This is a genomic window from Erwinia sp. HR93, assembly GCF_034555055.1.
Classification (GTDB): domain Bacteria; phylum Pseudomonadota; class Gammaproteobacteria; order Enterobacterales; family Enterobacteriaceae; genus Apirhabdus; species Apirhabdus apintestini.
Genome location: NZ_JAXUDP010000001.1, coordinates 1,781,886 through 1,795,191 on the forward strand (window position 1 = coordinate 1,781,886; position 13,306 = coordinate 1,795,191).

13 protein-coding genes are annotated in these 13,306 nt (G+C 50.2%); 11 read left to right on the plus strand and 2 right to left on the minus strand.

Annotation, left to right across the window (positions count from 1 at the left end; all coding sequences use genetic code 11):
• The first annotated feature begins 1 nt into the window (after position 1).
• The 9 genes from pilO2 (at position 2) to ivy (ending at position 8,156) form a co-directional block, all read left to right on the plus strand.
• Positions 2–1,237 carry a type 4b pilus protein PilO2 gene (pilO2, locus tag SFA31_RS08250; protein ID WP_322837560.1) on the plus strand — a complete coding sequence of 412 codons (1,236 nt, stop codon included), beginning with the start codon at positions 2–4 and terminating at the stop codon, positions 1,235–1,237.
• Positions 1,227–1,658 (plus strand): hypothetical protein, encoded by a 432-nt coding sequence (locus SFA31_RS08255; protein WP_322837561.1) that lies wholly within the window; start codon positions 1,227–1,229, stop codon positions 1,656–1,658. Before pilO2 ends, SFA31_RS08255 begins: the two co-directional genes overlap by 11 nt.
• Positions 1,659–1,670: 12 nt before the next feature.
• Positions 1,671–3,197, plus strand: coding sequence for a GspE/PulE family protein (locus tag SFA31_RS08260; protein WP_322837562.1), 1,527 nt, complete (start codon positions 1,671–1,673; stop codon positions 3,195–3,197).
• Complete coding sequence (locus tag SFA31_RS08265) at positions 3,179–4,282, plus strand: type II secretion system F family protein (protein WP_322837563.1); 1,104 nt, start codon at positions 3,179–3,181, stop codon at positions 4,280–4,282. Before SFA31_RS08260 ends, SFA31_RS08265 begins: the two co-directional genes overlap by 19 nt.
• A 27-nt stretch (positions 4,283–4,309) precedes the next feature.
• Positions 4,310–4,876, plus strand: coding sequence for a type 4 pilus major pilin (locus SFA31_RS08270; RefSeq protein WP_322837564.1), 567 nt, complete (start codon positions 4,310–4,312; stop codon positions 4,874–4,876).
• A gap of 157 nt (positions 4,877–5,033) precedes the next feature.
• A complete protein-coding gene (locus tag SFA31_RS08275) occupies positions 5,034–5,543 on the plus strand; it encodes a type IV pilus biogenesis protein PilM (protein ID WP_322837565.1) in 510 nt (169 codons plus the stop codon).
• On the plus strand, positions 5,540–5,986 hold the full coding sequence (locus SFA31_RS08280; RefSeq protein ID WP_322837566.1) for a lytic transglycosylase domain-containing protein: 447 nt from the start codon (positions 5,540–5,542) through the stop codon (positions 5,984–5,986). The genes SFA31_RS08275 and SFA31_RS08280 overlap by 4 nt, the downstream gene beginning before the upstream one ends.
• An 887-nt stretch (positions 5,987–6,873) precedes the next feature.
• On the plus strand, positions 6,874–7,434 hold the full coding sequence (locus SFA31_RS08285; protein ID WP_322837567.1) for a tyrosine-type DNA invertase: 561 nt from the start codon (positions 6,874–6,876) through the stop codon (positions 7,432–7,434).
• Positions 7,435–7,709: 275 nt separating this feature from the next.
• Positions 7,710–8,156, plus strand: a complete 447-nt coding sequence (ivy, locus tag SFA31_RS08290; RefSeq protein ID WP_322837568.1) for an Ivy family C-type lysozyme inhibitor — start codon at positions 7,710–7,712, stop codon at positions 8,154–8,156.
• 324 nt (positions 8,157–8,480) lie between these two features.
• Here ivy and fadE read toward each other — a convergent pair whose 3' ends face one another.
• On the minus strand, positions 8,481–10,931 hold the full coding sequence (gene fadE / locus SFA31_RS08295; protein ID WP_322837569.1) for an acyl-CoA dehydrogenase FadE: 2,451 nt from the start codon (positions 10,929–10,931) through the stop codon (positions 8,481–8,483).
• 224 nt (positions 10,932–11,155) lie between these two features.
• Here fadE and lpcA point away from each other — a divergent pair, with 224 nt between their 5' ends.
• Positions 11,156–11,740, plus strand: a complete 585-nt coding sequence (lpcA, locus tag SFA31_RS08300) for a D-sedoheptulose 7-phosphate isomerase (protein ID WP_322837570.1) — start codon at positions 11,156–11,158, stop codon at positions 11,738–11,740.
• A gap of 25 nt (positions 11,741–11,765) precedes the next feature.
• Positions 11,766–12,533: a class II glutamine amidotransferase gene (locus SFA31_RS08305; RefSeq protein WP_322837571.1), complete on the plus strand. Its 768-nt coding sequence runs from the start codon at positions 11,766–11,768 to the stop codon at positions 12,531–12,533.
• Here the strand turns inward: SFA31_RS08305 and dpaA are convergent.
• On the minus strand, positions 12,504–13,253 hold the full coding sequence (gene dpaA / locus SFA31_RS08310) for a peptidoglycan meso-diaminopimelic acid protein amidase (RefSeq protein WP_322837572.1): 750 nt from the start codon (positions 13,251–13,253) through the stop codon (positions 12,504–12,506). The two genes, SFA31_RS08305 and dpaA, sit on opposite strands and share 30 nt — an antisense overlap.
• Positions 13,254–13,306 lie beyond the last annotated feature (53 nt).

Genomic DNA, 13,306 nt, shown 5'->3' on the forward strand with positions numbered 1-13,306 from the left:
CATGAAAAAAAACAGGCAGCCTCAGGTTACTGGGGCGGAAGAAAATCTGTCGCTACTGGCACTGGCGGGCAAGGATACCGCCGTTGCCGGGCTAATCTGGCAGCCCATTCATACCGTTCGTAATATTCAGGTTGAGGTTAAAGGCCTGATTAAAAATGAAAAATGCCAATATTATCTGACGCATATTCAGGGGAACCGGGCGCAGTGCGGCATGACGAATAGCCTGCCGCAGAACCGACGCTGCTGGAGCGCCATTTTGCTGCTCAGGGAGACGCTCGGAGATTCATGGTTGGGACTGTTTCGGTTGCCGGACGGGCGGTTTTGGCTGGCTGCTATCGATAACGGTATTGTGGTGCCCGGCGGTGACGCTATTTTTGACGACGAGGCGCTGGCCACTGAGCGCTATCGGGATTATAGCGAGCTATTTCCTTGGGAGATAAAGTACGTCAGCGGGATTGAAGGGCTGGCGGGTGAAAATATCGATTTGCTGGCGCGTTTGAAAGGCGCGACGATGAAAAGCAGCTATCGCATTCTTTTCTCGCAGCAAATAAGGCGCCGCGCCAGACTGCTGCTGACCCGCGGGCTTGCTATAGCACTGACGCTGGGGATAACCGCCGGCGGCTGGGGATACTATCAGCACCAGCTTGAGCAGGAGCGCATCGAGCGCGAGCGCGCTGAGCAGCTTGCGCGCTTAAAGGTCTCCGGGTTCGCCGAGCGGGCGTGGCGCGGCGTGAAGCCAGCAAGACAAATGATTACCGCCTGCGTGAACGAAATGTATCAGTATCCGGTGGATATCGCCGGCTGGGCATTGGTAGATATGCGCTGCGACGGGGAAAAAGTGCTGGCCCACTATAAAGCGGGAATCCACGCCACCAGTAAAAACTTCGCGCAATCTTTGCAGGATAAAAAATTCCGTTTTCAGCAGGGCATGTTCGCTGAAGTTATTTCTTTAATCAAGGTTTCCGGCGATAGAAAGATGGAGCAATTACAGCCGATTAAGTCGATAGCCAGCGACGTTCTGGAAATACTGCAATCCGGAATAGCTAAAGGGAAAATGGATGATGTGCTGAGTAGCGGCATGAGGATGGCAAAATATGAGCTGACGACAGAATTATCACCGTTAACTGTAATGCAATTAAAAAACATGGATGGCGTAGTGGTGCGTTCTATTCACAGCAAATTATCTACGACGAATAAAATAAGCTGGACTCTCACTGGGGAAGTTTATGGTAAATAAAAAAATAACCTGCGCTATTTTTGCTCTGACGATGTTGGGGGGCAGCGCTTTATCAGTGGCAGCGCCCACCGTTGGAGATATTACCAGCAATCAACAAAGTATGCTTATGCTGAAGTCCGCTCTCGATCGCGCCAAACTGGAAAAAGAGCTAAGCGCGATGAAAGATGTAAAGGTGTCGGCTTCGGAAGTCTGTACCAGCAAAGGTATTGGCGCGCTGGCGTTAAAGGCCGTTTATGGCGTGAATAATCGGAATTATGCGAGCTTTTATTATAATTCGTCTGCGGCGATAGAGGCGCAGGAAGGAGATACACTACTCTGTGGAGAACAAGTAAAACGAATTCGTATTGATAAAGTCATCGTTGAGAAAGATGGCGTGGCATATACCCTCTCTGGAACGTCGCACGCCATTATTAAAAACTAACGGTGAATATAAATGGATGTAAATATTAAAGAGCATCGTTGCCTGACGATGAAAGGCGGCCCCTACGAATTAAATGATGATGCCAGGAAAATTATCTATTTTTCCAGCAGTGGTGAATTATACATTTCCGCATCGCATGAGAAATCCTATTGGGTATTGGCCTTCATTGATAAATTACGACGTAATAGAGTTAAGTTTACAGTTGAGTTAGTAAGTATTGAGGAGATCACCCAGTTATATAGCCAAAACGTAGGTTTTTCAGGTGAGGAAACTCAATCATCCGGAAGACAAGAAGAAGTTATTTCTATAATTCGTAATGCGGTAGGAATTAAAGCCAGCGATATTCATATTATTGTCAGGGAGAACGTGACCAATATTAAATATCGCGTGGACGGTGAGTTGCGGCGCTATCAGGAACTCTCGGAAAGCGACGGCAACGATATTTGCGCCACTATTTATCAAACAATGTGCGATGTCGCAGAGCCGGTATTTAACCCGCGCCGTAGCCAGGATGCGCGGTTAATGAGTTCTTCGCTGGAAAAATGCGGTTTGTACGGCGGGCGTATTGCCACGCGCCCCACCGATTCGGGCCTGCTGATGGTGATTCGGCTACTTTACGATCGCGGCAGCAATAACCTGGAACTCGAACATTTGGGATACACCGGCGAGCAGGTCGCGCTCATTAACCGCATGACCGCCCGGCGTTTCGGGATCAATATTTTGTCCGGCCCGACCGGCTCCGGGAAGTCCACCACCCTTGAGTGCGTGCTGAAACGTATTATCGCGCAGCGTGAAGGAAAAGCGCACGTCCTGACGCTGGAAGATCCGCCGGAATACCGAATTAGCGGTGCGGTGCAGACGCCCATCCAGTGCGATAAGAATGACGATGATGCGATAAGCCGCGAGTGGGCGCGGGCGATTTCCAATGCCATGCGACTCGATCCGGATATTTTAATGTGCGGGGAGGTGCGCGATCTGCATTCGGCCGTGGCGACCTTCCGCGCTGCTATGACGGGCCACGGTGTGTGGACAACGGTGCATGCCAACGACGCGCTGGCTATTTTGACCCGTCTGCAGGATATCGGCGTTTCTCCGGCGATTTTGACGGATGCTTCCTTATTGACCGGGCTAATCAGCCAGGTACTGGCGCGTAAGCTGTGCCCTCACTGCCGTAAACCCTGGCATCGGTACGCTCAGCACGTAGCGCCGGATATTCGCCAGCGGGTTGAGAAATATTGCCAAATAGCGAATGTTTTTTTGCGCGGCGACGGCTGTAAGGCCTGCGGTTTTAGCGGCATTAGCGGGCGCACCGTAGTCGCGGAGGTGGTGGAACCGGATAACACGCTGATGGAAATTTATATCAGCCAAGGGAAGAGCGCCGCGCGCCGCTACTGGGTGGAGCAAATGGGTGGGTTAACGCGTAACCATATCCTGATTCAAATGATAAATCAGGGGCTTATCGATCCCTGCGAAGGGGAACGCGATGTTTGTATGCTGGATGATGATGAAGGAGCCGGATTGTGTCCGAGACCGCAGTAACTCAGGGGATCAATGCATTGCTGGCACCGCTAAACCGCTATCTGGCGCGCCTGTCTTTTGCGGCGGGAGCACGGATGGATTTTTATCGCTCTTTAACGCTGCTGCTGAATAATCAGGTGCGGCTGAATGAGGCGCTGGCCGAATTATATTCCGTCTACAGCCACGACGGTAAAAAGAAGTCGGCTCCGGTGGCTATTGTGATTGACGAATGTCTTCAGCGCATGAATGACGGCGACGCTTTCAGTGAAGCCATGTCCTGGTGGGTGCCGGTAGAAGAAGCGATGTTGCTACAGGCAGGCGAGCTTGCCGGCCGGTTGAGCGATGCGTTCAGCGAAGCGGAAAAAATAATGACTGCGCGTAAAAAAATCGTCGGGGCTATTGTAGGCGCTATCGCTTATCCGCTGGTGCTATTCAGCATGATGGGGTTTTTGCTGCATATGGTGGCGACCGATCTCGTCCCCAAGCTGGCGAAAGTCGTCGATCCGCAAAAATGGAGTGGATCTGCAGGAATATTACGCGATATCGCAGCGTTCGTTACCGGCTATGGCGTGATGGCGATAGCGGTGCTGATTGCCACCGTATTGCTTATCACATTCAGTTTTCCCTATCTGCGCGGGCGCCTGCGTATTTTGCTGGATGTGCTGCCTCCGTGGTCGATATATCGGCTGGTGCACGGCGCATCTTTTTTACTGAACGTCGGCGCGCTGATTAAATCCGGAATGCGTTTGAATACGGCGCTGGAAATATTAGCGGAACAGGCAAATCCCTGGTTGAAAGAGCGTATTCATGCGGCAATGCACGGATTATCTGAGGGAATGAACTTCGGCGAATCGCTGACGGCATCGGGGTATCGATTTCCGGATGAAAAAGCAAATCGTTTTTTATCCGTTATTTCAACCTATAGTGGAATCGATGAAGCCATTATTAATTTTGGTAACCGGTGGCTGGAAGAAACCGTCGTTAAAATACAGGGCGTAGCCAAAATGATGCTAATGCTAGGCGTTGCCAGTGTGGGCGTCATTATGCTGTTAGTTATTTCCGGTGCCGGGGGGATTCAGGATGCGATTCAGGCATCGGTAGGTTAATCTTTATTTATTTTAAAAGGTGTAACAATGATCTTATCTAAGGATTCTATACAATACCAGTCCCATTTATTAAAGAAAGAACGTGGTTTTACCGCACTGGAACTTATTATTGTTCTTATTGTGGGGTTTTCTATTATTGCGCTTTCTGCCAGTAAAATGGGCCAGCTATTTTCCAGTTCGAGCACCAATGATGCAATGAACAGCATTCTGGGGCTCTATTCTTCTACGCGCGCGTTGCAGAACGTTAACGGCTATGGAAATGACGGCGATGATTTGACGAAAGTGCTTATTGATACGGATACTATTCCAAAAAGTCTGGCTATCAATAAAAGCGATGGTTCAGCTAAAAATGAATGGGCGGGTACCGTTACGGTAAGCGTCACAAATTCAGGTAATGGCTTTGTAATTGATTATCCGAATGTACCGAAAGAGTCTTGCATTAAACTTGCTCAGCAACTGATCCATTCCGGCAACTTTAGCAGTATCAGCGTGGCAGGTACAGATCTGGATAATGATAAGTCTTTAAAAGATGTGAGCGATGCGTGCGGTAGTGATAAAAATGCTATGAAATTTAATGTGAACGCGAACAGCTAAATAAGAAACCTGAAAATAAACGACTGGTAACATTGCTGCCTCTGGCATTGTTAGATGCCGGGGCAGACTATTAGTTTAAATATTAGAGGCATTCTTTTTGATTATTTTCTGGTGGAGTATCAGGGCTGGCTATTTCATGATAGTTAAGGACAGATAAATGGCCTATATTGCTATTTTTATTATTGCAATAATATCAGCGGGTTATTCTTTTTTAACGCAAACAGAATCCGCGGCAGCGGCCTCTTCTGTGAATAGCGCGCTGGCATATGTTGATTATATGCGTAATGCGCTGGCGTATTATCGGGAATTATATCCGGACTATGTTGGAGAGGTCACATTAAAGCAACTCTCTTTACCCGCCAATTATCATTTGGCTGAACGCAGGGACAGCCGCATTTACGTTGATGATAAAGGTTTTTATATCGCCTTTTCGTCTTCCTCGCCAGAGCTTGCCAGCGCGCTGGCGGATAAATACGCTGCGGCGACCGGGCTGGGGGCGCATGTCTGGAATCTGGCGTATTACCATGTGGGTTATAAAGGCGACGGCAACTGTTTAATCGCGCTGCGCAATTACCCCGAGGAAAACCGTGCGGGACACTGTGCCCGCCCACTGCCTGCGGCGGTAGCGTCAGGTGCACTGGTAGTCACCGACAGGGATAGCGAATGATAAAAACCATCAACTGTTACTTTTTATGCTTATTTTCCGCCGCCGCAAACTGCCAGATGGGCTGTTTTCAACTGGCCGGCGAGGAGTTTCACATTGAGCCGCGCGTCATTTATGCCATTGCCGTGGTGGAATCCGGGCTGCGCGCTGATGCGATAAATATTAATAAAAATAGCAGCATTGATATTGGATTGATGCAGATAAATACCGTTCACCAAAATGAATTAGCCAGTACAGGGATAACGATTACTGAGCTACTGGAGCCGTGTAAGAATGTGATTGTGGGAAGTTGGTTGCTCAGGCGGAATATCAATCTGATGGGGGGGGACGTATGGAAAGGCGTGGGTCTCTATCATTCCGCTACGCCGCGTTTTAATACGGAATATATTGCAAAAGTAAGGCGAATCTATCAGCAGATTGGGGATGAAGTCGCGCCCGCTCTTTAGCAATGCTGACGATGTTATCCTATATGCCTTTTAGGAAAGAAGGTGGTAATGCCAGCTTAAGTAAAACGGATGTTACTCACATTTAATGTCTAAACGCCGAAGAAAATGGCAATTGGCATTCTATTATGTGGCATTTTTGGCTTATAATACCTGCAAAGAGTTATTTTAATTGCTCTGCATGCGTTGTTTTTAACCTTATTATTGAATATTTTTATGGCGCGTTGATCTATGTCAACTTCATATGCCATGATTCCAAAAAATCAAAGGTTAAGAAATTTATTCACTTTTCCTTGGTGAAATTTTAATTAAGAATACGACCGTAATTACCCTGATTATATTAATCTTGCTAAGATAACTGACGGCCTTTATAAGGCGAGGTGGCGCTCTGTATTTACCCTTTATTGCTGAAAAGTCAGCGCGGATTCACGGGCGTATTTTGCAGATTCTATCCTGATTACCTATTATTGTGATGTTTTTTCGGGGTGACATAAAGTGCCATAGTGGTTAAATATGATTGGTACATTATATTCAGGTAATATAATATTTCTTTTTCCATTGTTTTTTAGCACTGGCTATCAGTAGCATCTTATTATAGTGAATTAGGTATTTTCCCTGATGGAATCTGAGGTTTAAGGTCGAAAAATAAGGTGAATACGGTATAGATATGTCCAGGTAAAACGGATGCAGTCTTATTCTGCAGAGTTGCAGCATCTTTATTATGTCAGTACGATTTCTACATTGTGCAGATAGGCATTGGGAGTACATAGGTATCTCTCTGCGCGGCGTGTTTTAATAGTTTATTGATGCCTCGATTTCTCTTGAAGATATGTTTTGTGCTACCCGGTTATTAAAGGGTTGCTTCTGAGTCACTAAAACCAGGGGGGAATATGAAAAGAAAAAGTCGTTACTTTCTTACCAAAAGCGAAGTGGAAAAATTAATAAATCAGGCGGAAACTGGAAAAAATAATGAAAGAAATAAATGTATGATCCTGATTTGCTATTTTCATGGGCTGAGAGTGAGCGAACTATTAAGTTTGCGGCTTTCAGATTTTGATATGAAAAGTAAAGTGCTTTATGTCAATAGGCTAAAAAACGGCTTTTCTTCCACGCATCCGCTATCTCCACGCGCCGTTAGTGCGCTTAACCGTTGGTTAGTGGTGCGTAATAAAAATACTCAGAATGCAGACTCTCCTTATCTTTTCCCTTCTCAAAGCGGAAAGATGTTATCCCGGCAAACCATTTATTTATTGATTCAGCGCTATGGTAAACAGGCCAACCTTGGGATTGATGTTCATCCGCATATGCTGCGCCACGCCTGCGGTTTTGAACTGGCGAATAAAGGAATGGATACGCGTTTAATTCAGGACTATCTGGGGCATCGCAATATTAGTCATACGGTCAGATATACGGCGAGTAACCCTGAGCGCTTTCGCAATATTTGCTGGTGATTGCTTCAAAGCGCGCCCTGATAGTGGCACTGGGCGAGCTTATACCGTAACCATGCGCGGGTGATTAGCGTTAAGCAGCCGTAAATTTCGCCTGTAGTGCACCGATTTATTAAACATCGCTGCGTTCTGGCATGCTCTGGCTGGCAGCATTCTGTTACAGCGCTGATTTTTCGGAAAATTGGCAATCTGATAAACTGTGGACCACGCTAAAATCGCGAATAGCGATAGCTGGCCCGAAGTATGGGAATGCGATTAACGAAAAAAGGAGTCTCAATATGTTTAAGAAACTAAGCGCTGTCGTTTTAATATTAGCGACTACCGGTGCGTGGGCGCAGAGCGACCTGACTGTCGATAGTTTAGCGAAAGGCGACCAGACGAAGGCCGCGTTTGCGCAGATGGTGAAAGGACATAAATTGCCGAAATGGGTAGTTAAAGGTGGTACTACCACTCCGGCTAAAGAAGTGACTTTAGGTGGCGATAAATATCAGGTTCTGGAAGCCTGCAAACCGCATAACTGCGGCGCGGAGCGTATTGCAATTTTATACTCTGAACAGCAGAACACCATGGCCGGGGTATACTCAACGGTAAAAGAACAGTCCGGCGCTGAAAGGTTAGTCTGGATGAACGCGGGGGATAAATTATCTATTGACGGGAAAACGGTGTTATTTGCCGCATTAACCGGCAGCCTGGAAAATCACCCGGACGCATTTAACTACAAGTGATTGTATGAGCAAACTGGCAGGCGCTCATGATGCGCCGCTTTGTGAGTACAGCAGGGAGCCAGCGGCTCCCTGTTTTCGTCTTGCCGCAAAGTAAGGGACTCAGGGCGGCAACGCCTCAATGCCGGAATACGGCTACCGCGCTTTAATACGGGATGCGGCCATTTTTGCTGCCAGCCGCCTTAAGTAGCCTATTTGGGGAGCCCCTTTTCCCCCGGGCCGGGTTAATGCATTTGCGTGATATACGCTATTACTTTAATGATGTAAACCGGCCAACAATAAAGGGGCGCTCGGCCCCTTTATCTGATAATGGCGTGCGTCAGCCCGTCAGGCGACTTCATAGTTGCGCGACTTTTTTTCCTTCGAAGCTGCCTTAGGGCGCGCGGCCAGTGCGTCAGGTGAGAATTCATCCACGTTAATGCTGTGCAGACGGCTGATTTCCGCTCGCTGTAAAATAGCGGCTTCTTCCTCATTAATCTGCCCGGCACTCAGCGCCGTGTGCGCCAGTTCATCCAGACGGGTAAACGGCAGCTGTTTATTCAGCGCTTTGCAAATCCGCTGGTGGATGGGCTCGGCGGCGATGACATCCACCAGCGCCTGCTCCAGCATTCCGGCAGGATTATTCTCGCAGGGCGCCAGAAATTGGCCACGGCCAAGACGGGAGCGGGTAGCGGAAGGCGTCTGGAGAAGCCGTGCCAAAGCGCTATCTAATTTATCCGACGGCGGCAGGGCGCGGCGGCCTAGCGGAAACAGGATACAAGTCAGCGCACCGGCGACAAAACGATTAGGAAAGTTACGCAGCAAATCGCTGATTGCCCGTTCGGCCTGGAATAGAGCATCCTGCACGCCCCAGTGCAGTAATGGCAAATCGGCTTCATTGCGCCCTTCATCCTCGTAGCGTTTTAATGCGGCAGAAGCGAGAAATGTCTGGCTAAGCACGTCGCCCAGCCGTGCGGAAATCCGCTCGCGTCGTTTCAGGCTGCCGCCCAATACGGCCATGGCGACATCCGATAGCAGGGCCAGATTGGCGCTTAGCCGGTTGAGCCGCTGGTAATAATGGCGCGTGGCGTCGCGGGTCGGCGCGGCGCTGGTATGGCCGTTAGTCAGCCCCAGCCACAGGCTGCGCACGGTGTTGCTGCCAACGTGACCAATATGGCTGAACAGCAGTTTATCGAACGCGTCGGCGTCGTTATTTTGCGCGGCGGACATTTCATCCAGCACATAAGGATGGCAGCGGATTGCGCCCTGGCCGTAAATCATCATACTGCGGGTTAAAATATTTGCGCCCTCGACGGTGATAGCGATAGGCGCGCCCTGATATGCGCGGGCGAGAAAGTTGCTTTTACCCAGCATAATACCTTTGCCGCCGGCAATATCCATGGCGTCGATAATCGCGCGCTGGCCGCGGTGAGTGCAGTGGTATTTGACGATTGCGGACAGTACCGCGGGTTTTTCACCCAGCATGATGCCATAGGTAATTAATGAAGCCGCGGCGTCCATCACATAGGTGTTGCCGGCAATGCGGGCTAAAGGCTCTTCAATCCCTTCCATTTTGCCGATAGACAGTTTGAACTGACGGCGGATGCGCGCGTAGGCGCCCGTCGCCAGCGCCAGGTTCTTCAGGCTGCCGGTGGCATTGGAGGGGAGCGTAATACCGCGCCCGACGGACAGGCACTCAACCAGCATGCGCCAGCCCTGGCCCGCCATTTTGGGGCCGCCGATAATATAATCAATGGGGACGAAAACATCTTTTCCGCGCGTAGGGCCATTCTGGAACGGGATGTTCAACGGGAAGTGGCGCTTACCGATTTCCACACCGGGGGTGGCGGTAGGGATCAGCGCGCAGGTGATACCTGGCGCATCGTCGTCCCCTAGCAGGTGTTCCGGGTCATAGAGTTTAAATGCCAGACCGAGCACCGTGGCAATCGGTGCCAGCGTGATATAGCGCTTGTTCCAGGTCAGACGGAGGCCTAACGTTTGTTCGCCCTGCCAGAGCCCCATGCAGACAATGCCGGTGTCGGGAATGGCGCCCGCGTCGGAGCCGGCTTCCGGGCTGGTCAGGGCAAAACAAGGGATTTCTTCGCCGCGCGCCAGGCCGGGCAAATAGCGATCCTTTTGCGCCTCGGTGCCGTAATGCTGCAGCAATTCCCCCGGCCCCAGCGAGTTAGGAACGCCGACGGTTATCGCTAAAATGCCGGATATCCCCGCCAGTTTTTGCAATACGCGCGCCTGCGCATAGGCTGAAAATTCCAGCCCGCCGTACTCTTTTTTTATGATCATCGCGAAAAAGCGATGTTCTTTCAGGTAAGCCCAGAGTTCCGGGGGCAGATCGGCCATTTCATGCGTGATTTCGAAATCATTCGCCATACGGCAGGCTTCTTCAACCGGCCCATCGAGAAACGCCTGTTCTTCCGCGCTCAGCTGCGGCTGGGGATAATTATGCAATTTACTCCAGTCGGGGTTCCCGCGGAATAAATCCCCCTCCCACCAGGTGGTGCCCGCATCGATGGCCTCTTTCTCGGTGCGGGACATAGGCGGCATTACCTTACGGAAGGTGCGAAAGGCAGGGCCGGAAATAAACGCTTTACGCATTGCCGGTACATTGAGCGGTACCAGCACCAGAATAAGCGGCAGCAGCGTCCAGAAAGACCAAACGCCGCTGAGGGCGAGCAGCGCGGTCCATACCAGCAAAATAACGCTACTGTAGATCAGATTAACGCGGTGCCAGAACAGGGCAGCGATTAGCACTACGGTAGCGAGAATACTTAGCATCATCATAAAAGCGAGCCTTTTTGGTTTGAGGTCTGACCAGTTCTTCTTACTGTTGTAGTTAATACCTCGCTCATTAGCAAATTGTTTACATAATAATTACAATATCGCTCACATCCCGGCAGGCCAAAGGGGATATCCTTTTGGCTGCACGCGAGGCGGGGCTTCTCGCTACTCTTCGCGCTATCCGGTAAACTGCAACGTAAAATGAGTAACGCTGAAGGATAAACCTTATGTACCAGGATATGATTCGTAACGAACTTAACGAAGCGGCGGAAACGCTGGCGAATTTCTTGCAAGATGACGCCAATATTCATGCAATTCAGCGTGCGGCCGTTTTGCTGGCGGACAGCTTTAAAGCCGGGGGAAAAGTGTTGTCATGCGGTAACGGCGGTTCACACTGTGACGCAATGCATTTTGCCGAAGAGTTGACCGGGCGTTTTCGTGAAAACCGTCCTGGCTATCCGGCGATTGCGATTTCCGATGTCAGCCATCTTTCCTGTGTGGGTAATGATTTCGGTTTTGATTATGTTTTTTCCCGCTACGTTGAAGCCGTAGGGCGCGAAGGCGATGTACTACTCGGCTTGTCGACTTCCGGAAATTCTGCCAACGTTATCAACGCCATTGAGGCCGCACACGTTAAGGGCATGAAAGTTATCGCGCTGACGGGCAAAGACGGTGGGAAAATCGCCGGCACCGCCGATATTGAAATCCGCGTGCCCCATTTTGGCTACGCCGATCGCATTCAGGAAATTCACATTAAAGTTATTCATATCCTGATGATGTTAATTGAGAAAGAGATGGTGAAAAAAGCGTAGCGGCGCTTAACTTTGGGGAGGAAGCATGTGTGAATTGCTTGGCATGAGCGCCAATGTGCCGACGGACATTTGCTTTAGCTTTAGCGGGTTGGTTCTGCGCGGCGGGGGCACCGGCCCCCATAAAGACGGCTGGGGGATTACCTTTTATGAAGATAAAGGCTGCCGGACGTTTAAAGATCCACAGCCCAGCTTTAACTCCCCAATCGCGCGTCTGGTACAGGAGTATCCTATTAAGTCCCGGGCGGTGATTGCACATATTCGCCAGGCGAATCGCGGCAAAGTCGCGCTGGAGAACACGCATCCCTTTACCCGCGAGCTGTGGGGCCGAAACTGGACATACGCGCACAACGGTCAGTTACGCGGTTATCGCGCGCTGGAAACTGGCACCTTTCGCCCGGTAGGCGAGACTGACAGCGAGTATGCGTTTTGCTGGTTGCTACATCAGCTCACCCAGCGCTATCCCAGAACGCCGGGAAATATGGCGGCAGTATTTCGTTTTGTGGCGGCTCAGGCGCGGGGGCTGCGTGAAAAAGGCGTGTTTAACATGCTGTTATCGGACGGGCGCTATATCATGGCGTTTTGTTCGACCCGGTTATACTGGATAACCCGCCGCGCGCCGTTTGGCGTGGCGAAGCTGCTGGATAAGGACGTTGAGATTGATTTTCAACGGGAAACCACGCCCAACGATGTGGTTTCCGTAATTGCCACCCAGCCGCTAACCGGCAATGAAGACTGGCAGCAGATTGCGCCGGGTGACTGGGCGCTATTTTGCCTGGGTGAACGTATAGTTTGAGGCGAGCTGCGGCTGCTGCAGCAGGCCGCCGCTCTGGCTTGTCGGGCGGGTATTCACCACATATTGCCCATTTTGCACGCTGACCACGGGCGGTTCTTTATGCGCCATAAAATAGTCATAGCCCGGTTTTAGCTGCTGCCAAAAATCTGCATAGTACGACCGCTGGTGGCGCTTCATATTGGCGTCGGTCATACGGAAGGGATAAATGCTTACCGGCACGCGCGATTGCCCGAATACCAGGGCGCCGGTGACAAACTGGAAAATCTCGTCGATGCCGCCATCGGTCATGGCGTAGCAGCCAACGGACACGCAGGCGCCGTGGATCATCAGGTATTTGCCGTCATACCCGTGCTCACGATCGTATTGGTTAGGAAACCCGATATTAATCGCTTTATAAAAGCGGCTGTCAGGTTTGAGCTGGTTGCGCCCGACGTTGTAAAACCCTTCCGGACTTTTAAAATCACCCTGGCGCCGTTTGGGGCCGAGGCCGCCTGAGTAATTACAAATATTGTAGCTGCGCATTAATTCATATTTTTCGCCGCTCTTAACCCATAGCTCAAGGGTGCGCTCTTCTTTAAAGATTTGGATATAAACCGGTAACCCCATGAACTGCTGCTTATTCTGCACGGAAGGCGCCGCGCTGGCATTATTGCCCAGCAGACCTGCCCACGAGACGCAGGGAATCAGAAAGATCGCAATCAAAAGTGCGATTTTACGCATACTACTATTTCCTTGATAAAACGATAACGAATAGGGCGAAGCGACGTATGGCT